This is a genomic window from Aeromicrobium panaciterrae (genome assembly GCF_039537165.1).
GTDB lineage: Bacteria > Actinomycetota > Actinomycetes > Propionibacteriales > Nocardioidaceae > Aeromicrobium > Aeromicrobium panaciterrae.
Genome location: NZ_BAAAZZ010000002.1, coordinates 3241651 through 3261889 on the forward strand (window position 1 = coordinate 3241651; position 20239 = coordinate 3261889).

A 20239-nucleotide genomic window follows, 5' to 3' on the forward strand; every position below is an offset into this window, starting at 1 on the left:
GGGTCAGCCGCCGATGGAGGACATGGGTCGCGCCGACTGCAGGAATGTCGGGTCGTCGATGCCGTGACCCGGCAGCTTGGTCATCATCGCCGCGACCCACTGCTCGGCGATCTGTGAGTCGTTCGCTCCCCCGCGCAGCGCTGACCGCAGGTCGGACTCCTCGCGGGCGAACAGGCAGTTCATGATCTGGCCGTCGGCGGTGAGCCGCACGCGGTTGCAGTCGCCACAGAACGGACGCGTCACCGAGCCGATGATGCCCACAGTGTGCGGACCGTCGTCGACCCGGAACGTCTCGGCCGGCGCCGAGCCGCGACCGTCGAGCGGTGTGAGACGGAACTGCTCCTCCAGGAGTGCGAGAGTCTCGTCAGCGGTGATCATCTCGGCGCGATTCCAGCCGTGCTGGGCGTCGAGTGGCATCTGCTCGATGAATCGCAGCTCGTACGCGTGCTTGATGCACCAGCGCAGCAAGTCAGGAGCCTCGAGGTCGTTGATCCCACGAAGCAGCACCGCGTTGACCTTCACCGGTGCGAGTCCCGCGTCCGAGGCGGCCTTGAGTCCGTCGATCACGTCGCCCAGACGGTTGCGACGGGTGATCTTCTCGTACGTCTCGGCGTCAGTCGTGTCGAGGCTGATGTTGACCCGGTCGAGTCCGGCCGCGGCGAGCGCTCCGGCCGTGTGCTTGAGGCCCAGACCGTTGGAGGTCATGGCCGTGCGGGGGCGCGACGGCAGCACCGTGGTGGCGGCGACGATGGCGGGCAGTCCGCGTCGTAGCAGTGGCTCGCCGCCGGTGAAGCGTACGTCCCGGACGCCGAGCATCTCGACGCCGATGCGGATCAGCCGGTTGAGCTCGTCATCGGTGAGTGTGTCCGCGGTCGGCATCCACTCGAGGCCCTCGGCGGGCATGCAGTACTGGCATCGCAGGTTGCATCGATCGGTCAGCGACACCCGGAGGTCGGTGGCGACCCTGCCGTGGGTGTCGATGAGCTGCATGCGCCCATCCTAGGCGTGCGTGGCCACCCCGCAGCGCCATGGTTGGCACACTCAACTACCGTCATGGTGTGTTCCGCTTCCTGATGAGCATTCGCTGGATCGGCTTTGCGATATTCGTCGTCCTTCTCGCGGGTGTGTGCGTCCGCCTCGGGCTGTGGCAGATCCACCGCCTCGACCATCGGCTGGACCAGAACAAGGTCATCTCGGCTCATTTCAAGGCTGCCCCGGTCGACCTGTCCTCCGCTCTGCCCCCCGGCGACGGGGTCGACGACTCGACCGAGTGGACGCGTGTCACGGCGACGGGCACGTACGACGTCGAGCACCAGGTCACGGTGAAGTTCTCGACCCGCGACGGCGCTCCCGGGGTGGACGTCGTCACGCCGCTGGTGCTGGCCGACGGATCCGCGGTGCTCGTCGACCGTGGCTGGATCGAGACCAACAACACCGTCGACCACCCTGACGTACCTCCTCCGCCGCCCGGCGAGGTCAGCATCATGGGCTGGCTGCGGCAGGACAACGGTGCCGGCAGCGATGCCACGCGTCCCGTCAACGGTCAGATCCGCGCCATCTCCAGCATCGGGATGGCCACGTCTGTGCCCTACGACCTCAGCAACGGCTACCTCAACCTCCGCACCCAGCAGCCGGCCGCCGACGACGCTCTCGCGCTGGAGCCCAAGCCAGAGCTCGGCCAGGGGCCGCACTTCTTCTACGCGCTCCAGTGGTGGTTCTTCGCCCTGCTCGCGAGCGTCGGCTACTTCTGGTTCGCCTGGGCCGAGGCCAAGGAGCGCCGCAACCCGACCCGCATCGACGGTTTCGCGACGACCGCCGACCCTCGCGATTTGTGACCTTCCGAGCGCTAAATCGCGCTCATGACGCCTGGAAGGTCACAAATCGCGGTGTCAGGCGAGGCTGACGAGGTCGGCGTAGTCGTCGGACCAGAGGTCCTCGTCGCCGTCGGGCAGCAGCAGCACGCGGTCGGGCTCCAGGGCCATCACGGCGCCCTCGTCGTGCGAGACGAGCACGATGGCACCTTCGTACGTACGGATCGCGCGCAGCACCTCTTCACGCGATGCAGGGTCGAGGTTGTTGGTGGGCTCGTCAAGGAGCAGCACGTTGGCGCTCGAGACGATCAGGCTCGCCAGCGCCAGACGGGTCTTCTCACCGCCGGACAGCACCGCAGCCGGCTTGGAGGTGTCGTCGCCGCTGAACAGGAACGAGCCCAGCACACTGCGCGCTTCGGTGTCGGTCAGCTGGGGAGCGGCCGACTGCATGTTCTCCAGCACCGTACGCGAGGTGTCGAGGGTCTCGTGCTCCTGCGCGAAGTACCCGATCTTGAGTCCGTGTCCGGGGATGATCTCGCCGGTGTCGGCCTCGAGGGTGCCGGCCAGCATGCGCAGCAGGGTCGTCTTGCCGGCGCCGTTGAGGCCCAGGATCACGACGCGGCTGCCCTTGTCGATCGCCAGGTCGACATCGGTGAAGATCTCGAGAGACCCGTACGACTTGGACAATCCCTCCGCCATCAGCGGCGTCTTGCCACACGGTGCCGGCTTCGGGAACTTGATGTTGGCGACCTTGTCCTGCACCCGCTCGGTCTCGAGCCCCGCTACGAGCTGCTCGGCGCGACGCAGCATCTGCTGTGCCGTGGCGGCCTTGGAGGCCTTGGCCCGGAACTTGTTGGCCTGGCTGGTCAGCTCGCCAGCCTTCTTGACCGCGATGGCGCGCTCGCGCTTGCGCCGGTGCTCATCGGCCTCGCGCTGCTTGACGTAGGACTTCCAGCCCATGTTGTAGATGTCGATCGTCGCGCGGTTGGCGTCGAGGTAGAGGACCTTGTTGACGGTCTCCTCGATCAGGTCGACGTCGTGGCTGATGATCACGATGCCGCCGCTGAATCCCTTGAGGAACCCGCGAAGCCACACGACCGAGTCAGCATCGAGGTGGTTGGTGGGCTCGTCCAGCAGCAGCGTGTCAGCGTCGGAGAACAGGATGCGCGCGAGCTCGATGCGTCGACGCTGTCCGCCTGAGAGGGTCGACAGCGGCTGCTCGAGCACCCGGTCGGGCAGACCGAGCGCGTGCGCGATCGTGGCGGCCTCCGACTCGGCCGCATAGCCACCACCGGCACCGAAAGCCGTGTCGGCGCGGGAGTAGGCCTTCATGGCCTTCTCGGCGATGTCGGGGTCGGGCGAGCCCATGTCGAGCTCGGCCTTGCGCATTGCGATGAGCGCCTCGTCGAGCCCGCGGGCACCGAGGATGCGGTCGCGGGCCGTCGTCGACAGGTCGCCGGACTTGGGATCCTGTGGCAGATAGCCGATCTTGCCGGTCGACGTGATCGAGCCCTCGGCGGGCTGCCCGTCACCGGACAGCATGCGGGTCAAGGTCGTCTTGCCGGCGCCGTTGCGTCCGACGAGGCCGATCTTGTCGCCCTTGTCGACGCGGAACGAGACGTCCGACATCAGGACGCGCGCGCCGAAGCGCAGCTCCACATTGGAGACGGTGAGCATGGTGTGACTTTCGGTATGGGTGAGTATGGGTCGACGGAGCGAAGCTCGACGTCATTCCCGCTGGTAGAAACTCACCCGTTCATTCTACGGGGCGTCCGAGCGGTCTCCGACCATTCTCCAGTGTGCCCCTCAACACGGTCAGCCGCGCTTCGCAGTGCGGCCGCTTCGCGGCGAGACGCTCCCGCTTCGCTGGCGTGGTTTCGCGCTCAGGCGCGGAGCGCCTTCGGCTCAGCCAATGTTGAAGCCGAGGGCTCGAAGCATCTCGCGGCCGTCGTCGGTGATCTTGTCGGGGCCCCACGGCGGCATCCAGACCCACTCGATCCGAAAATCGTTGACGAGGCCGTCAAGCGCAGCGCGGGTCTGGTCCTCGATCACGTCGGTCAGCGGGCACGCCGCGGAGGTCAGCGTCATCGACAGGACCGTGTTGGAGTGCTCGTCGACATCGGCGCCGTAGACGAGTCCCAGGTCGACGACGTTGATGCCGAGCTCGGGGTCGACGACGTCCTTCATGGCCTCCAGGACGTCATCGACGGTCGTCGTGCCGCCAGAAGGCTGGGTGGAGACATCGGGCAGGTCGCTGTGGTCGGTGGTCATACGGGATCTCCCGGGTTTGAGGTTGAGACAAGTGCCTGTGAGACGGCGTCCTTCCAGGCCATCCAGCCCAGAAGTGCGCATTTGACGCGTGCGGGGAACTGGGCGACTCCGGCGAAGGCGATGCCGTCCTCGAGGACGTCCTCGTCGGGCTCGACCTTGCCCTTGCCCTGCATCAGCTCGGTGAACGAGTCGAGCACGGCCATGCCCTCGGTGACCGACTTGCCGATGATGAGCTCGTTGAGCACCGAGGCGGACGCCTGGCTGATCGAGCAGCCCTGTGCCGCGTAGGACACGTCAGCGACGGTCTCGCCGTCGAGATGCACCCGCAGCGTGATCTCGTCGCCGCAGGTCGGGTTGACGTGGTGCACCTCGGCCTCGAAGGGCTCGCGGAGGCCGGCACCGTGCGGGTGCTTGTAGTGGTCGAGAATGATCTCTTGGTAGAGGCTGTCGACATTCATCGCTTCAGTCACGGTCACTCCCTTCAGGCTCCGAAGTACTTCTTCGTATGGTGCAACGCCTCGACGAGCGAATCGATTTCCGCCGTCGTGGTGTAGAGGTAGAACGACGCACGGGTCGTCGACTGCACGCCGAACCGCAGGTGCGCCGGCTTGGCGCAGTGGTGTCCGGCGCGTACGGCGATCCCCTTGGAGTCGAGCAGTTGCGAGACGTCGTGCGGATGGACGTCGCCCAGCGTGAAGCTGATCGCTCCCCCACGCTGGTCCGCAGTCTTGGGGCCGACGACCTTGAGACCCTCGATCTCCTGCAGCGCACCGAGCGCGTACGCGGTGATCTCCTGCTCGTGGGCGGCGACGTTGTCCATGCCGATCGACGAGAGGTAGTCGACCGCGGCGCCGAGACCGACCGCCTGGGCGATCGGCGGAGTGCCCGCCTCGAAGCGTGCCGGCGGCGGCGCGTACGTCGACTCGGCCATCGTGACGGTCTCGATCATCTCGCCACCGCCGAGGAACGGCGGGAGCTCGGCAAGGAGGTCGTAACGACCCCACAGCACGCCGATACCGGTCGGACCGACCATCTTGTGACCCGTGAACGCGACGAAGTCGGCACCGAGGGCTCCGACATCGACGGGGAGCTGCGGGACGGCTTGTGACGCGTCTACGACGACGAGAGCGCCAACGGAGTGGGCCTTCTCGATGATGACGTCGAGCGGGTTGATCGTGCCCAGCATGTTGGACACCCAGGTCACCGACACGACGGCGGTCTGCTCGGTGATCAGCTGGTCGATGCCGTCGAGATCGAGCCGGCCCTCGTCCGTGACGCCGAACCAGCGCAGCGATGCTCCGGTCCGCTGCGACAGCTGCTGCCACGGCACGATGTTGGAGTGGTGCTCCATCTCGCTGATCACGATCTCGTGGTCCTGGCCGATGCGTCCGGAGTCGCCCAGCACCCGGGCCACGAGGTTGAGTGCCTCGGAGGCGTTCTTGGTGAACACGACCTCGTCGCGGTGGGGCGCCCCGATGAATCCGGCGACCTTGTCACGGCCGAGCTCGAACGCCTCGCTGGCCTCTGAGCCGAGCTGGTGCATCGCCCGGGCGACATTGGCGTTGTGGAGCCGGTAGTGGTCGTCGAGCGCGCGGATGACGCTTTCGGGCTTCTGCGAGGTGTTGGCGCTGTCGAGATAGACCAACGGAAGGTCTCCGGCCAGGCGTCGGCTCAGGATCGGGAAGTCTGCCCTGATCCTGGCGACGTCGTAGGTCGGGCTCTCGACGATGGTCACGCTGAAGCAGCCGCCTTGACGTACTTGTCGTAGCCGTTGGCCTCGAGCTGGTCGGCGAGCTCACGTCCACCGCTCTCGGCGAGCTTGCCTGCGACGAACACGTGCACGAAGTCGGGCTTGATGTATTGCAGGATGCGCGTGTAGTGGGTGATCAGGAGCACGCCACGGTCACCCTGCGAGCTGTAGCGGTTGACGCCCTCGGAGACGACACGCAGCGCGTCGATGTCGAGGCCGGAGTCGGTCTCGTCGAGGACGGCGAACTTCGGGTTGAGCAGCTCGAGCTGGGCGATCTCGTGACGCTTCTTCTCTCCGCCCGAGAAGCCCTCGTTGACGCTGCGCTGCGCGAAGTCCTTGTCGAGCGTGACGCGCTCGAGAGCCGCGTTGACATCCTTGACCCAGGTACGGAGCTTGGGTGCCTCGCCGTCGATCGCGGTCTTGGCCGTACGCAGGAAGTTGGCGACCGAGACGCCGGGGACCTCGACGGGGTACTGCATCGCGAGGAACAGGCCCGCGCGGGCACGCTCATCGACCTTCATCGACAAGATGTCGACGCCGTCGAGCGTGACGGATCCGCTGGTCACGTTGTACTTGGGGTGACCCGCGATCGAGTAGGCGAGCGTCGACTTGCCGGAGCCGTTGGGGCCCATGATGGCGTGGACCTCTCCCGACTTGACGGTGAGATCGACGCCTTTGAGGATCTCCTTCTCGCCTTCCTCGGTCGTGACCGAGACGTGAAGGTCCTTGATTTCAAGCGTTGACATTAGTTGTCTCCTGTTACTGCGTTGTCTACGGGGGAAAGATCGACCAGAACGGCGTCTCCCTCGATCTGAGTGGGGTAGGTGGGTACGGCTTCGGTGGCCGGAAGGTTGACGGGCTTGCCAGTACGTACGTCGAAGCGCGAGCCGTGCAACCAGCACTCGATCTCACAACCTTCGACATCGCCCTCTGACAGCGGGATCGACGCGTGCGAGCACTCGTCGCGGAGCGCGTAGACGTCGTCACCGTCGCGAACCAGGGCGATCTCCTGACCGTCGATCTCGACGGCGAGGACTCCCCCATCCGGTACGTCGACCAACGCTGCAGCCTGGACATAGCTCACTTGGGGTCCCCGCTGACGCATGAGCGCAGATCTGCGTGAGATGTGCACATACGGTCAGGGCGCGAAGGCGTCTGTGGGGGAAAGATCATGCAAGCCGTCCTACGTGCGCGGCCAGCTCCTCCTCGATCGAAGCGACGAGGCGCTCCTGGAGGGCCGGGACGCCGATGCGACGGATGATGTCGTTGAAGAAGCCGTGCACGACGAGACGGCGCGCGTCTTCTTCCTCGATGCCGCGGCTCTGCAGGTAGAACAGGTGCTCGTCGTCGAAGCGGCCCGTCGTCGACGCGTGACCCGCGCCTTCGATCTCGCCGGTCTCGATCTCGAGGTTGGGCACCGAGTCGGCCTTGGCTCCGTCCGTCAGTACGAGGTTGTCGTTGCTCTCGTAGGTCAGGATGCCTTCGGCCTCCTTGCGGATCAGCACGTTGCCGATCCAGACCGTGTGAGCGTCCTTCCCCTGGAGCGCGCCCTTGTATTCCACATTGCTCTTGGTTCGAGGCGCCGTGTGGTCGACGAACAGCCGGTGCTCGATGTGCTGGCCCTCGTCGGCGAAGTAGACACCGAGCATCTCCACACTGCCGCCCGTACCGACGTAGTCGGCCGAGGTGCTGGCGCGTACGACGTCACCCCCGAGCGAGACGGCGATGTGGCGCAGCGAGGCGTCACGCCCGACCCTCGCGTGCTGGGTGACGACGTGGACGCTGTCGTCGTTCCAGTCCTGGATCGTCACGAACGTCAGGTCTGCACCATCCTCGACGACGACCTCGATGTTCTCGGCCCACGTGGCGGAACCGTCGTAGTCGACGACGACAACGGCCTTGGAGAACTGGCCCGCGCGTACGAGCAGCTGCCCTGCCGCGGCCTTCTCGAGTCCCTCGCCGTGCAGGCGGATCGTGGTCGGCTCGGAGATCTCGGCGTTGGCCGGGATCGTCACCTCGAAGACCGACTTCGCGGCATCCCAGGCACGTGCCGACACGCGGTCGACTGGTATGTAGCCCGAGACTCCACGAGCCGAGTCGGCAGCAGGCACCGAGACGGCGCTGACGCCGTCAGCCGCATCGACCTCGACCTTGAAGTAGTCGCCGTCGAGCGGGGTGTCCTGGTGCAGGCCGCGGAGACGCTTGAGCGGTGTGAACCGCCAGATCTCCTCCAGGCCCGTGGGCACGGCGTGATCCGCGAGGTCGAACGACCCCTCCGGGTGCAGATGACTTTCGACCGGAGCGAGCTCCAGTGCCTCGGCGATACTCAACCGACAGCGCCTTCCATTTGAAGTTCGATGAGACGGTTCAGCTCGAGCGCATACTCCATGGGGAGCTCGCGAGCGATGGGCTCGACGAAGCCGCGGACGATCATCGCCATGGCCTCGTCCTCCTCCATGCCTCGCGACATGAAGTAGAAGAGCTGGTCATCGCTGAGCTTGGAGACCGTGGCCTCGTGGCCCAGGGTCACGTCGTCCTCGCGGACGTCGACGTACGGGTAGGTGTCCGAGCGGCTGATCTGGTCGACCAGGAGCGCGTCGCACTTGACCGTGCTGGCCGAGCCCTCGGCGCCCTCGAGCACCTGCAGGAGGCCGCGGTAGGACGTACGTCCGCCGCCACGGGCCACCGACTTGCTCAGGATCGAGCTCGACGTGTTCGGCGCGGCGTGCACCATCTTGGCGCCGGCATCCTGGTGCTGGCCCTCGCCGGCGAAGGCGATCGACAGCGTCTCGCCACGGGCGTGCTCGCCCATGAGGTAGACGGCGGGGTACTTCATCGTCACCTTGGAGCCGATGTTGCCGTCGACCCACTCCATCGTGGCGCCCTCTTCGCAGACGGCGCGCTTGGTGACGAGGTTGTAGACGTTGTTGGACCAGTTCTGGATCGTCGTGTAGCGGACGCGGGCGCCCTTCTTGACGACGATCTCGACGACCGCCGAGTGCAGGGAGTCGCTGGAGTAGATCGGCGCGGTGCAGCCCTCGACGTAGTGAACGTAAGAACCCTCGTCGGCGATGATCAGGGTGCGCTCGAACTGGCCCATGTTCTCGGTGTTGATGCGGAAGTAGGCCTGAAGCGGGATGTCGACGTGGACGCCCTTGGGCACGTAGATGAACGAGCCACCGGACCAGACCGCCGAGTTGAGCGCGGAGAACTTGTTGTCGCCGACCGGGATGATCGTCGCGAAGTACTCCTTGAACAGCTCGGGGTGCTCCTTGAGCGCCGTGTCGGTGTCGAGGAAGAGCACGCCCTGCTCCTCGAGGTCTTCACGGATCGAGTGATAGACGACCTCGGACTCGTACTGAGCCGCAACGCCCGACACGAGGCGCTGCTTCTCGGCCTCGGGGATGCCGAGGCGGTCGTACGTGTTCTTGATGTCCTCGGGCAGGTCGTCCCACGTCGCCGCCTGCTTCTCGGTCGATCGGACGAAGTACTTGATGTTGTCGAAGTCGATGCCGCTGAGGTCGGAGCCCCACGTCGGCATGGGCTTGCGGTCGAACAGCTTCAGGCCCTTGAGGCGCAGGTCGAGCATCCACTCCGGCTCGCTCTTGAGCGCGGAGATGTTGCGCACGACGTCCTCGCTGAGGCCCCGCTGGGAGGTGGCGCCGGCGTCGGTCTTGTCGGACCAGCCGAACTCGTAGCGGCCGACATCCTTGAGGCCTGGGTTGGCATCGATGATGGCGTTGGGTGTCTCCGACGTGGTCGTCATGAGGGCAACCTCTCTGCGGTGGTGAGTGGCAAATGGGTCGTGCAGACGCCGTCGCCGTGGGCGATGGTGGCAAGTCGCTGCACATGGGTACCGAGGAGACGAGCAAACATCTCGGTCTCGGCCTCGCACATCTGGGGGAACTCCTCGGCCACATGGGCGACCGGGCAGTGGTTTTGGCACATCTGCGTGCCGGCGGGGGTGCTGCCGACCGACGCGGCGTAGCCGTCCTGGCTCAGCGCGTGGGCGAGGACCTGGACACGGTCCTCGGGCTTGGCGCTGGCCAGCAGCGGGCGGTAGCGGTCTTCGGCCTCGCTGAGGCGGTGGCGGGCGAATGCCATGACGGCGTCGTCTCCCCCGGTCTCCTTGAGGTAGCGCAGCGCACCGGCAGCGAGCTCGTCGTAGGCGTGCTTGAAGTGGTCACGGCCCGCATCGGTGATCACGAAGACCTTGGCAGGACGGCCACGACCACGCTGACCGACGACACGCTGCTCGCGCGTCATCAGCACGCCGTCGGCCAGGAGCTGGTCGAGGTGGCGGCGTACGGCGGCAGGTGTCAGGTGCAGCCACTGGGCGAGATCGGCAGCCGTCGACGGCCCGTGCTCGAGGATCGTGGTGGCCACGCGCTCACGGGTCGGAGCGTCGTCTACCAACGACGCGTCGTCCAGCCCGGTGTATTTCACAAGACAAGTGTGCCTTTATTCACCAAGGCCTTTCAACGAAGGTGAGCCTTACCCCGTACGAACCGCCTTTTCAGCCTCGGTCTCGTCACCGTGACCGGGCCACCACGCCGCGTGGCCGATCAGCGCCGTGAGCGCCGGCGTGAAGAACATCGCCATGACGAAGGCCGAGACGAAGATGCCGAACGAGATCGCGAATCCCATCGACACCAGCAACGAGTTGCCGCCCAGCATCAGCGACGCGAACGTACCGGCCAGGATCACTCCGGCCGCGGCAACCGTCGGGCCCGCGTGTCGTACGGCCTGGGCTGCGGCCTCACGAGAGCTCTTGCCCTCGCGGGCTTCCTCACGCAGCCGCGCGATCATCAAGATGTTGTAGTCGGTGCCCAGGGCCACCACGAAAAGGTAGATGTAGATCGGCAGCATGAAGATCAGGCCGTCCTTGTCCTGCACGTGCTGGAACAGGAGCACCGCGGCTCCGAGGGTCGCCCCGAATCCGAGGCCCACCGATGCCATGAGGTACCACGGTGCCACCAGGCTCCGCAGGAGCAGCGCGAGGATCACCATGATGATCACGGCGGCCACGGGGAACACGACGGAGTAGTCGCGGTTCATGGCCTTCTGCAGGTCGACGAACACCGACGTCGTGCCGCCGACGAGTGCTTCGGTGCCGTCGGGTGCCGCATCGTGCGCCGTCGTACGGATCGGGCCCTTCATGTTCTTCATCGCGGCGTCTGACGACGGATCCGAGTCGAGCACGGCCGTGAAGACGGCGGTGGACTTGTCCTCCGACAGCGTGGCGGGAGCGACCTGTGCGATGCCCTTCGCCTGAGCCAGGTCGGTGCCGAATCTCGTCACCGCGGCGTCGTCCAACGGAGATCCGTCCTTGCTCCTCAGGAACACGGCCGTCGGGTCGGTGGCGCCGGGCGGCAACCCCTTCTCGAGCGTCTTGAGGGCCACCGCCGACTCGGCAGTGCTGGACGAACCGGTGTCGCCGAGGTCGAAGGTCGGCTTGAAGCCGAGCGCGAAGACCGCCAATGCGGCCAGCACCAGCCCGGATGCGAGGGCGTAACGCACCGGATGCCTGCCGAGCGAGTCGCCGACGGCACCGAATCGGGCGCCCTTGGGCTCGACCTTCCACGCCTTCGACGGCCAGAACACCCTGGTGCCGAGCAGCGAGACGATCGCGGGTACGAGGGTCAGCGACGCCAGCACCGTGACGGCCACCGCGATGGCGAGTGCCGGTCCGATCGAGCGGAAGATGCTGAGCGTGGACAGCACCAGCGCCATGAAGGCGACGATGACGGCGCCGCCCGCGGAGGTGATGGCCTCGCCGGCACGCTCGACAGCAGTCTCGACGGCCTGCTTGCTGTCCTGCCCCTTGCGAAGGTACTCGCGGTAGCGGAACAGGAAGAACAGGATGTAGTCGGTGCCGATGCCGTAGAGCACGACGAGCAGGATCACCTCGATCGAGCTGTCCGCCTTGAGGTTGAACGCGTCGTTGGCGAACGCGATGAGTCCCGTGGCGATCTGCGACACCACCGCGACCACCACGATCGGCAGGAACGCGATGATCGGGCTGCGGAAGATCAGCAGCAGGAGACCAAGGATCAGGGCGATCGTCGCGATGCCGACGATGACCAGCGCGTCCTCCGACGACTCCTGCTGGTCGAGACCCTGCGGCACCGAGCCGGTCGTGCCGACGTTGAGATCGGTGTCTGCGACGAGGGGCTTGAGGTCTGCGCGCAGCTCCTTGGCGCTGTCGAGGATCTTGGTCCCGAACGGGTCAGCATCCTTACCGAGGCTGACGATGGCCGTCTGGACCAGCTTGTTGTCCGACGGAGGCGCGGCCACGATGGGCCCGAACTGCGGGATGTTCTTGCTGTCCAGCTCCTGCGCGATCCGTTCGACGTCGGCCGAGTCGTCCGCCGTGAGCGGGGCGCCGTCCTTGCGGTCGAAGACGATGATCGCGCCGATGTCGGTGCGATCGGGGAAGGCTTCGCTCTGCAGGTCGAACGCCTTGATCGACTCGTAGTGACCGGGCAGGAACTCGGCCTCGTCGGTGGTCGAGGTGAGCTTGGGGGCTGTGAGCACGACCACCACCGCCACCACGATCCACGCAAGGATGACTTTCCACGGATTGTTGGCCACGAACCGACCCAGCGCTGAAAACATGGGATCAACGTAGTCAAGGGCGACCGCTGTCGAGCATGAGGGTCCTGCGCGTGTCGCCGCCTTTAAGGTGAACACATGGCATCGGATGCGGTCGAGATCGAGGCGGGCGGACGATCGGTGCGGGTGTCGAGCCCCACACGCGTGATCTACGAGGCCACGGACTTCTCGGCCGAGGTGACCAAGGTGATGGTCGCGGAGTACTACGTCGCGGTCGCCGACGGGCTGATGCGCGCCCTGCAGGACCGGCCCGTTGCCCTCGAGCGGTGGCCCAAGGGCGTACGCGAGGGCATGGTCATGTCGACCCGCGCCGACAGCCACGGCGACGCGTTCTACCAAAAGCGGATGATGCGCGGCGCGCCTGACTATGTCGAGAGCACCCGGATCCTGTTCCCGTCAGGACGGCCCGCCGACGAGATCTGCATGACCGAGGTCGCGGTGGCGGCCTGGGCAGCGCACATGGGCGCCATCACGTTCCACCCGTGGCCGACCCGTCGTACCGACAACGATCGCCCTGACGAGCTGCGCATCGACCTCGATCCGTTCGGCCGGGCGACGTTCGCCGACGCCGTACGCATCGCCGGCGTCGCCCGCGAGCTGTTCGCCGAGGCCGGCATCCGTGCATTCGCCAAGACCAGCGGCAAGCGCGGCATCCACGTGTACGCCAGGGTCGCGCCGAAGTGGACGTTCACCGATGTCCGCCATGCCGCCATCGCCTTTGCCCGCCAGCTCGAGAAGCGCACGGACGGCGTCACGACGAACTGGTGGAAGGAAGAACGCGGTGACAACGTCTTCGTCGACTTCAACCAGAACTGCCGTGACCGCACGATCGCGTCGGCCTACAGCCTGCGACCGACCCCCGGCGCCACGGTCTCGATGCCGGTGGGCTGGGACGAGCTCGCCGCGTTGACCGATCCGCGCGAATTCACGCTGCACACCGTCCCGGCCAAGCTCGCCGGCGACGGGGACGCGTGGGCTGAGATCGACGAGGTGGAGCACTCGCTCGACACGCTGCTGCAGTGGTGGGACGACGACCCGACCGAGATGCCCTATCCCCCCGAATACCCCAAGATGCCGGGAGAACCCAAGCGCGTACAGCCCAGCAAGGACACCCGCAACAAGAAGACAGAAGCGCCCTAGGTCAGGACGTCCTTGAGGTTGTACTTCGCGACCTCTTCGAGCTGTTCGTACGTGCACGACTTCGGCTCGCGGTCCGGTCGCCAGCGCTTGAACTGCGCCGTGTGACGGAACCGCGTGCCCTCCATGTGCTCGTAGCCGACCTCGGCGACACGCGTCGGGGCGAGCGTGACGAACGACAGGTCCTTGGTCCCGGTCCAACGGCTCTGCCCGCCTGGCAGCCGGCCACCGGCCTGGGCCGCGGCGTCCTGCCACTGCCCCCACGGGTGGCCGGCGGCGTCGACGACCAGAGGTGCCAGCTCGTCGATGAGCTCGGCGCGTCGCGCAGCCGTGAACGACGCTGCGACGCCGACATGCTGCAGGTCGCCGTTGTCGGCATACAGTCCCAGCAGCAACGATCCGAGCAACGGCAGCTCGTCGGTCGAGGTCTTGTGCAGGCGGTAGCCCGCGACCACGACATCTGCGGTGCGGGAGTGCTTGATCTTGAGCATCGTGCGCCCGTTCGGCGCGTACGGCTTGGCGAGCGCCTTCGCGACGACGCCGTCCAGACCCGCACCCTCGAACGTGTCGAACCATCGCTCGGCCTCGCCGGCGTCGGTGGTCGTACGCGTCAGGTGGATCGGCGCCGCGGCCGTGGCCAGCGCCTGCTCGAGGCGTGCCCGGCGTACGGAGAACGGCTCGTCCATCAGCGATTCGTCGCCGATCGCGAGCAGGTCGAACGCCACGAACGAGGCAGGCGTCTCCTCGGCGAGCATCTGGACGCGTGAGTCGGCGGGGTGGATGCGCTGTGACAAGGCATCGAACTCGAGCCGGCCGTCGATGGCCAGGAAGATCTCGCCGTCCAGCACGATCCGGTCCGGCAGCTCGGCCTTCACCGCCTCCACCACGTCGGGGAAGTAGCGTGTGAGCTCCTTCGTCGAGCGGCTCGCCAGCACGACCTCGTCGCCGTCTCGGAACACGATGCAGCGGAAGCCGTCCCACTTCGGTTCGTACGACAGACCGCCATCGACCGAGTCCTGGGCGGGCACTCCCTTGACCGACTTGGCGAGCATCGGCTGCACGGGAGGCATGACGGGTAGGTCCATGCCACCACCCTAGATTGGCCGCACCTACACTGGGCGGGTGATCGGCGTTCCCCCTGCTGTCGAAGTCAGGGATCTCGTCATGACGTACGGCGAGGTCACCGCCGTCGACGGGCTCAACGTCACGGTCGAGCCGGGCACGGTGACCGCCATCCTCGGCCCCAACGGTGCCGGCAAGACCACCACGATCGAGACCTGCGAGGGATTCCGCCGACCGCAGAGCGGGTCGGTCCGCGTGCTGGGGCTCGATCCGATCGCCGACGCCCACCAGCTGCGCCCTCGGGTCGGCGTGATGCTCCAGTCAGGCGGCGCCTGGTCCGGCTCCCGCGCCTACGAGATGCTGCGCCACATCGCGTCGCTGCACGCGCATCCCCTCGACGTCGAGCTGCTGATCGAGCGCCTCGGCATGCAGTCCTACGGTCGTACGCCCTATCGCCGACTCTCGGGTGGCCAGCAGCAGCGACTCAGCCTGGCCATGGCGATCGTCGGGCGACCCGAGCTGGTGTTCCTCGACGAGCCGACGGCCGGACTCGACCCGCAGGCACGGCGCTCCACGTGGGAGCTCGTCAGCGAGCTGCGATCCAGCGGCGTCACCGTCGTGCTCACGACCCATTTCATGGACGAGGCCGAAGCGCTCGCCGACACGGTCCACATCATCGACGAGGGTCAGGTCATCGCCTCCGGCACGCCACAGGGACTCGCCGCCTCGGGCGCCCAGAACACCGTGCGGTTCACGGCCCGTCCCGGCATCGACGTCGAGAGCCTCATGCTGGCGCTGCCCGACGACGCCAAGGTGGATGAGGTGAGCCCCGGCTCGTACGTCATCGCCGGCACCGTCGACCCGGCACTCCTCGCCACGTTCACCGCCTGGTGCGCGACGCAAGGCGTGCTCACCGAGTCGGTCATGGTCGAGCGCCAGACGCTCGAGGACCGATTCCTCGAGCTGACCGGGAAGGCCCTTAGATGACCGCGCTCGACCTGTCGCCGAAGCCCGGTGCTGCCCCGCGTATGGCCATGCTCCGGTCGCAGATCTCCATGGAGCTGCGCCTGCTGTCGCGCAACGGTGAACAGCTCCTCTTGACGCTGATCATCCCGCTCGTGCTGCTGATCCTCGGTGCACGCGCTGACAAGATCGTCGACCTCGGTCCCGGTCGCCCGATCGACATCATCACCCCCGGCATCCTGGCGCTGGCGGTGCTGTCGACGTCGTTCACGTCGCTGGCCATCGCCACAGGCTTCGAACGTCGGTACGGCGTCATCAAGCGGCTCGGAGCATCGCCGCTCCCCCGCTGGGGCTTGCTGGTCGGCAAGATCGGCGCGATCGCGATCATCGAGGTCATTCAGCTCGCCATCCTTTCGGGCGTCGGGCTGTTGCTGGGTTGGGAGCCGCACGGCGGTCTCCTGGCCGTGGCGCAGGCGCTGCTGCTGGTCGTGCTTGGTACGGCGGCGTTCGGCTCCCTCGGTCTGCTGATCGCGGGCATCATGCGCGCAGAGGCCACGCTCGCGGTCGCCAATCTTGTCTACGTGCTGCTGCTCGTGGGCGGCGGCCTGATCGTCCCGCTCAGCCGCTACCCCGAAGCAGCGAGCCACGCCCTCCAGGTGCTCCCGTCCGGTGCATTGGGTCAGGGTCTACGCGATGTGTTCGCCGGCCAGGGCCCGGGAGCGTTCTCCGTCGTTGTCCTGATCATGTGGGCCGTCTGCTGCGGGCTCGGAGTGTCGAGGACGTTCAAGTGGGAGTGACATCGTGAGTTTCCTGGCGAGCATCCGCAATCCGGATCGTCGTTCGGTCGAGCTGTGGACGTGGGCAACACTCGCAGCCAACACTCTGATCGTCCTGACCGGCGGTCTCGTACGACTCACCGGCTCCGGACTTGGCTGCCCGACCTGGCCCAAGTGCACCGAGGACTCGTTCGTCCCGCATCGCGAGCTGGGCACCCATGGCGTCATCGAGTTCGGCAACCGCATGATGATGTTCGTAGTGATGCTGGTCGCCATCTCCGCCCTAATTGCCGTGTGGCGATGGTCTGGATCCAGCCAGACCATGCGACGTCTGATGCTGATCATCGCCCTCGGCGTGCCGTTCCAAGGCGTGATCGGTGGCATCACGGTGCTGACCCATCTCAACCCCTGGGTCGTTTCGCTCCACCTCATCCTGTCGATGGGGCTCATCGCAGCCACAACGGTTCTATTGGTGCAAGTTCGTGGGAGTCTGACCGGATCATCAACACACCCCCGTCTCGTCGTCCCGACGTACGGCGTGATGTGGCTCGTCGTCTACCTCGGCACGATCGTCACCGGCAGCGGCCCGCACGCCGGCGACGTCGAGGCGCGACGCAACGGCCTCGATCCGCAGGTCATGAGTCATGTGCACGCCGCTTCGGTCTACCTGCTTGTGGCGCTGACAATCGTGCTGGTCCTTGTCCTTCGCGGCGAGGTGCGGAAGCTCGCGCTGGTACTTCTCGCCGTTGAGCTCGCGCAGGGCACCATCGGATTCGTGCAGTACTTCACCGACCTGCCGATCGCCCTGGTCGCGGCCCATCTGGTCGGAGCGGCGGCGCTGGTCGCCGTGGCCACGAAGGTGCTGCTGACGGTGGTCTCGCCGGCTAGTTCGTCGGCTGAGGCTCCGTCGACGGCTCCCCAGACGTCGGCACAGCACTAGCCCCGTCCGGCATCCACCCGACCTCGGCGCCAATCGGCTTGAGGTCGTAGCCGGTGGTGTAGCGCTGCTTCGGATCCAGCTCGAGAATCAGGTGCACCAGCGCACCCTGGATGTCGATCAGCCGGGTGTTGTCGCCCTCGGCGACTCGTCGCATACCTGCGTCGACCGGGTTGAACCACTCACGGAACGTGGGGTCGTCCTTGTACTTGGCCGAGAACGCTGCGTACCCGAGCACGTGCGGGATGCGCAGGCCGCTGTCAGGCACGACTTCCCAGAAGAACATCAGCTCGCCGATCGCCCGCTGCTCGGCACTGAAGAACGAGAACCCCTCGCTGTCATCGCCGCGGCGCATGATCTTGGTGATGCCGTCGATCAAGCTCTGGACCTTCTCGTCGCGATTGCCCTTGCCACTCGAGTCCAGGACGGACTGGCGGCGCGCCTCCACCCAACCGAAGTAGTGGGCAAACAAGAACGCGGTGCTCTTGGACGGGTAGTCACCGTGGCCTTCGTACCTCTTGGTCAGGGTCACCCAGTCGTTCTCGACGATGTTGTAGATGCGCGACTGGAGCTCGGCTGCGGCCTGCGCCATGGGTTCGTAGACGCGTTGGGCGGCAGCCAGTGCCGACTCCTCCTTCTCACGTCTGCTCTCCTCCAGGCGAAGCTTGGCGCTGATGCGCTGCTGGCGCACCGACATGTAGCCGGACAGCACCACGCTGAAGACGCTGAACAGCAGCGGCAGGACCTGGGTGACAGTCTTCGACATTCCCGAATACTAGTGACGTGAACCCGGGCGGCGGGCCCACTTCTCGGCATCGATCGCGTAGACCCAGCGCTGCCGGGGCCACTCGGTCAGCGACCAGAGCTGTTTGCGCTGTGGCCAATAGGTCACGTCCTCAGGCCCTGTCGGCAGGACACCGGCGTGGCGAACGTAGTCGCCCGGGTGGCCGACCCACAGGTCGCCCGGCTTGCCCTTGCCGTTGCTCGCGGTGATGACCCACGTGTCGTCCACCAGCGTCGCGCCCTGCATCCGTTCGACCTGCCGGTCGTAGAGCTCCGCCGGAACGGCCCACCCACGGTCGTCGCGCCGCAGCAGCTCGGTCTTGCGGTCGAGCGGATAGCGCATCAGCCGGTGGCTGCCGCCCTTGCGGCCGTACTCCCCTGCGATCAGGTGGTCCACGTCGCCGGTGCGGTCGAGTGACATGAACGAATACATCATCTCGCCGACATCCTTGTCATGATCGGCGTCGTAGAACGTGAACTGCGGCAGCACGTAGCGGTAGCTCTTGGTACGAAAGCGGTTGCGGACCCGCACGATGTCGTCGAGCCGGAACACCCGGATGCCGTGCTGGCCGCCCGCGACGTAGAGGTAGCCGCCGTACCAGACGATGCCGCCGGCGTGGACACGGATCGTGGTGAGCCAGTTGATGCCGAGAAACCTGCGCGGGTTGACCAGCAGCACGTGGCGATATGGCGCAACCATCGTGTCGGTGCAGTCCATCACCGAGATCCGTGAGCCGAAGATGAAGCCGAAGACATGATTGGCGTACCAGCTCGTCAGCACGAGGTGGCGACCGTCGACGGTGCCCGCCGTGGGGTCCGGACCGTAGGCGTCGGCGGACGTGGTGATGCCCTGGGGCAACCAGCGCCGAGTACGGCTGTCGCCACGCTGCCACGCGTAGCCGCCGAGCGCCGCCTCACCGGGGACGTCAGCCCAGGTCGCGACCCGGTTGGTGTCGGTGAGCAGTCCGCGCAGCCCCACGCGTCGGTAGCGGCCGAAGAATCGTTCGGACAGGTTGGTGCGCCGGGGAGCCTCGATCAGGCGGTAGGCCGCCGCGTTGAGGTCAGACATCCGGATCCTTCAGCTCGCTGACCCACACCGTGCTGACGACGAACATGGCCGGCGCCCAGGACTCACTTGATGAACGGGTCGATCGCCGAGGCCACGAACAGCAGCGCAAGGTAGGCGTTGGAGAAGTGGAACAGGCGCATCGGCTTGATCACCGAGAGGTCCTCGGTGTCACGCGCCCGTGACCGCAGGTCGTATGCCTCGATGAGGAACACGATGCCGAGCGTGATCGCGATCGCGGGGTAGAACCAGCCGGTGTAGGGCCACAACAGCAACGAGGTGGCAACCATGACCCACGAGTAGATGACGATCTGGCGGGAGACCTCGTCGGAGCTCGCGACGGACGGCAGCATCGGCACGCTGGCTGCCGCGTAGTCCTCGCGATAGCGCATCGCCAGGGCCCAGAAGTGCGGCGGCGTCCAGAAGAACACGACCATGAACAGCACGACCGGGGCCCAGGCGAGCTCGTTGGTCACGGCGGTCCAGCCGATCAACGCCGGGAAGCAACCTGCCGCCCCGCCCCACACGATGTTTTGCGTCGTACGGCGCTTGAGGATCATCGTGTAGCCGATGACGTAGAAGACATTGGCCGCGAGCGCGAGCATCGCCGACAACGGGTTGACCAGGGTCCAGAGCCACACCGTCGAGAGGACGCCGAGGGCCAGACCGAAGTAGAGGGCGCCGCGGGTCGAGACCTGGTGACGCGGGAGCGGACGCCGCGACGTACGACGCATCAGCTGGTCGATGTCGGCGTCCACGACGCAGTTGAGCGCGTTGGCGCTGCCGGCCGACAGCGTGCCGCCGACGACCGTGGCCACGACGAGCCACAGGGGCGGGACGGCCTGCGCGGCAAGGAACATCACCGGCACCGTGGTCAGCAGCAGCAGCTCGATGATGCGCGGCTTGGTGAGCGCGACGTACGACATGACGACGTCACGTCGCGTGGACGGCGGCACGGTGGATGGTTCGACGCCCTCGGTCGGCGTCACATGCACGGCAGTCACGCAAGCGAGTCTAGTGCCACCCGGATGCCCGCGTACCGACGGTTCGACGTGTCTGACATCAGGC

The 20239-nt window shown here is 66.5% G+C and carries 20 protein-coding genes; 5 read left to right on the forward strand and 15 right to left on the reverse strand.

Features of this window, described 5'->3' with window-relative positions:
• Positions 1–3 precede the first annotated feature (3 nt).
• Positions 4–990 carry a GTP 3',8-cyclase MoaA gene (gene moaA, locus ABD683_RS16940; protein WP_344771246.1) on the reverse strand — a complete coding sequence of 329 codons (987 nt, stop codon included), beginning with the start codon at positions 988–990 and terminating at the stop codon, positions 4–6.
• A gap of 68 nt (positions 991–1058) precedes the next feature.
• Here moaA and ABD683_RS16945 point away from each other — a divergent pair, with 68 nt between their 5' ends.
• Entirely contained in the window at positions 1059–1835 is a 777-nt protein-coding gene (locus ABD683_RS16945; RefSeq protein WP_344771247.1) for an SURF1 family cytochrome oxidase biogenesis protein, read from the forward strand.
• A gap of 54 nt (positions 1836–1889) precedes the next feature.
• Here ABD683_RS16945 and ABD683_RS16950 read toward each other — a convergent pair whose 3' ends face one another.
• The 10 genes from ABD683_RS16950 to ABD683_RS16995 all read right to left on the reverse strand — a co-directional run bounded on the left by ABD683_RS16950 (position 1890) and on the right by ABD683_RS16995 (position 12450).
• Positions 1890–3488, reverse strand: coding sequence for an ABC-F family ATP-binding cassette domain-containing protein (locus tag ABD683_RS16950; RefSeq protein ID WP_344771248.1), 1599 nt, complete (start codon positions 3486–3488; stop codon positions 1890–1892).
• A gap of 228 nt (positions 3489–3716) precedes the next feature.
• The gene (locus ABD683_RS16955) at positions 3717–4082 is read right to left on the reverse strand and encodes a metal-sulfur cluster assembly factor (RefSeq protein WP_344771249.1); all 366 of its coding nucleotides are present in this window, start codon (positions 4080–4082) and stop codon (positions 3717–3719) included.
• On the reverse strand, positions 4079–4540 hold the full coding sequence (sufU, locus tag ABD683_RS16960; RefSeq protein ID WP_344771621.1) for a Fe-S cluster assembly sulfur transfer protein SufU: 462 nt from the start codon (positions 4538–4540) through the stop codon (positions 4079–4081). The genes ABD683_RS16955 and sufU overlap by 4 nt, the downstream gene beginning before the upstream one ends.
• Before the next feature lie 23 nt (positions 4541–4563).
• A complete protein-coding gene (locus ABD683_RS16965; RefSeq protein WP_344771622.1) occupies positions 4564–5811 on the reverse strand; it encodes a cysteine desulfurase in 1248 nt (415 codons plus the stop codon).
• A gap of 2 nt (positions 5812–5813) precedes the next feature.
• Positions 5814–6578 carry a Fe-S cluster assembly ATPase SufC gene (gene sufC / locus ABD683_RS16970; RefSeq protein ID WP_344771250.1) on the reverse strand — a complete coding sequence of 255 codons (765 nt, stop codon included), beginning with the start codon at positions 6576–6578 and terminating at the stop codon, positions 5814–5816.
• Positions 6578–6916, reverse strand: a complete 339-nt coding sequence (locus tag ABD683_RS16975; RefSeq protein ID WP_344771251.1) for a non-heme iron oxygenase ferredoxin subunit — start codon at positions 6914–6916, stop codon at positions 6578–6580. Before ABD683_RS16975 ends, sufC begins: the two co-directional genes overlap by 1 nt.
• 85 nt (positions 6917–7001) lie before the next feature.
• Positions 7002–8162 carry a Fe-S cluster assembly protein SufD gene (sufD, locus tag ABD683_RS16980; protein ID WP_344771252.1) on the reverse strand — a complete coding sequence of 387 codons (1161 nt, stop codon included), beginning with the start codon at positions 8160–8162 and terminating at the stop codon, positions 7002–7004.
• Positions 8159–9598 carry a Fe-S cluster assembly protein SufB gene (gene sufB / locus ABD683_RS16985; RefSeq protein WP_344771253.1) on the reverse strand — a complete coding sequence of 480 codons (1440 nt, stop codon included), beginning with the start codon at positions 9596–9598 and terminating at the stop codon, positions 8159–8161. Before sufB ends, sufD begins: the two co-directional genes overlap by 4 nt.
• On the reverse strand, positions 9595–10278 hold the full coding sequence (locus ABD683_RS16990; protein WP_344771254.1) for a helix-turn-helix transcriptional regulator: 684 nt from the start codon (positions 10276–10278) through the stop codon (positions 9595–9597). Before ABD683_RS16990 ends, sufB begins: the two co-directional genes overlap by 4 nt.
• A 48-nt stretch (positions 10279–10326) precedes the next feature.
• The gene (locus tag ABD683_RS16995) at positions 10327–12450 is read right to left on the reverse strand and encodes an MMPL family transporter (RefSeq protein ID WP_344771255.1); all 2124 of its coding nucleotides are present in this window, start codon (positions 12448–12450) and stop codon (positions 10327–10329) included.
• 75 nt (positions 12451–12525) lie between these two features.
• On the opposite strand from ABD683_RS16995, the gene ABD683_RS17000 reads away from it, so the two are divergent.
• The gene (locus tag ABD683_RS17000) at positions 12526–13587 is read left to right on the forward strand and encodes a DNA polymerase domain-containing protein (RefSeq protein WP_344771256.1); all 1062 of its coding nucleotides are present in this window, start codon (positions 12526–12528) and stop codon (positions 13585–13587) included.
• Here the strand turns inward: ABD683_RS17000 and ABD683_RS17005 are convergent.
• Entirely contained in the window at positions 13584–14669 is a 1086-nt protein-coding gene (locus ABD683_RS17005; protein ID WP_344771257.1) for an ATP-dependent DNA ligase, read from the reverse strand. The two genes, ABD683_RS17000 and ABD683_RS17005, sit on opposite strands and share 4 nt — an antisense overlap.
• 37 nt (positions 14670–14706) lie before the next feature.
• On the opposite strand from ABD683_RS17005, the gene ABD683_RS17010 reads away from it, so the two are divergent.
• From ABD683_RS17010 to ABD683_RS17020, 3 genes are read left to right on the forward strand one after another with little or no spacing between them, the layout of a single operon-like run.
• Complete coding sequence (locus ABD683_RS17010; RefSeq protein WP_344771258.1) at positions 14707–15633, forward strand: ABC transporter ATP-binding protein; 927 nt, start codon at positions 14707–14709, stop codon at positions 15631–15633.
• Positions 15630–16406: an ABC transporter permease gene (locus ABD683_RS17015; RefSeq protein WP_344771259.1), complete on the forward strand. Its 777-nt coding sequence runs from the start codon at positions 15630–15632 to the stop codon at positions 16404–16406. Before ABD683_RS17010 ends, ABD683_RS17015 begins: the two co-directional genes overlap by 4 nt.
• A 4-nt stretch (positions 16407–16410) precedes the next feature.
• Positions 16411–17325, forward strand: a complete 915-nt coding sequence (locus ABD683_RS17020) for a COX15/CtaA family protein (protein ID WP_344771260.1) — start codon at positions 16411–16413, stop codon at positions 17323–17325.
• Here the strand turns inward: ABD683_RS17020 and ABD683_RS17025 are convergent.
• The 3 genes from ABD683_RS17025 to ABD683_RS17035 form a co-directional block, all read right to left on the reverse strand.
• Positions 17270–18088 carry a hypothetical protein gene (locus ABD683_RS17025; RefSeq protein WP_344771261.1) on the reverse strand — a complete coding sequence of 273 codons (819 nt, stop codon included), beginning with the start codon at positions 18086–18088 and terminating at the stop codon, positions 17270–17272. The two genes, ABD683_RS17020 and ABD683_RS17025, sit on opposite strands and share 56 nt — an antisense overlap.
• Before the next feature lie 9 nt (positions 18089–18097).
• A complete protein-coding gene (locus ABD683_RS17030; protein WP_344771262.1) occupies positions 18098–19174 on the reverse strand; it encodes a hypothetical protein in 1077 nt (358 codons plus the stop codon).
• Between the two features lie 62 nt (positions 19175–19236).
• Positions 19237–20166, reverse strand: coding sequence for a heme o synthase (locus ABD683_RS17035; protein ID WP_344771623.1), 930 nt, complete (start codon positions 20164–20166; stop codon positions 19237–19239).
• Positions 20167–20239 lie beyond the last annotated feature (73 nt).

Excerpts from the sequence above, each read along its gene's own strand:
- moaA (WP_344771246.1), bottom strand. The coding sequence starts at position 990 with ATGCAGCTCATCGACACCCACGGCAGGGTCGCCACCGACCTCCGGGTG.
- ABD683_RS16950 (WP_344771248.1), bottom strand. The coding sequence starts at position 3,488 with ATGCTCACCGTCTCCAATGTGGAGCTGCGCTTCGGCGCGCGCGTCCTG.
- ABD683_RS16955 (WP_344771249.1), bottom strand. The coding sequence starts at position 4,082 with ATGACCACCGACCACAGCGACCTGCCCGATGTCTCCACCCAGCCTTCT.
- sufU (WP_344771621.1), bottom strand. The coding sequence starts at position 4,540 with ATGAATGTCGACAGCCTCTACCAAGAGATCATTCTCGACCACTACAAG.
- sufC (WP_344771250.1), bottom strand. The coding sequence starts at position 6,578 with ATGTCAACGCTTGAAATCAAGGACCTTCACGTCTCGGTCACGACCGAG.
- sufB (WP_344771253.1), bottom strand. The coding sequence starts at position 9,598 with ATGACGACCACGTCGGAGACACCCAACGCCATCATCGATGCCAACCCA.
- ABD683_RS16995 (WP_344771255.1), bottom strand. The coding sequence starts at position 12,450 with ATGTTTTCAGCGCTGGGTCGGTTCGTGGCCAACAATCCGTGGAAAGTC.
- ABD683_RS17000 (WP_344771256.1), top strand. The coding sequence starts at position 12,526 with ATGGCATCGGATGCGGTCGAGATCGAGGCGGGCGGACGATCGGTGCGG.
- ABD683_RS17005 (WP_344771257.1), bottom strand. The coding sequence starts at position 14,669 with ATGGACCTACCCGTCATGCCTCCCGTGCAGCCGATGCTCGCCAAGTCG.
- ABD683_RS17015 (WP_344771259.1), top strand. The coding sequence starts at position 15,630 with ATGACCGCGCTCGACCTGTCGCCGAAGCCCGGTGCTGCCCCGCGTATG.
- ABD683_RS17025 (WP_344771261.1), bottom strand. The coding sequence starts at position 18,088 with ATGTCGAAGACTGTCACCCAGGTCCTGCCGCTGCTGTTCAGCGTCTTC.
- ABD683_RS17030 (WP_344771262.1), bottom strand. The coding sequence starts at position 19,174 with ATGTCTGACCTCAACGCGGCGGCCTACCGCCTGATCGAGGCTCCCCGG.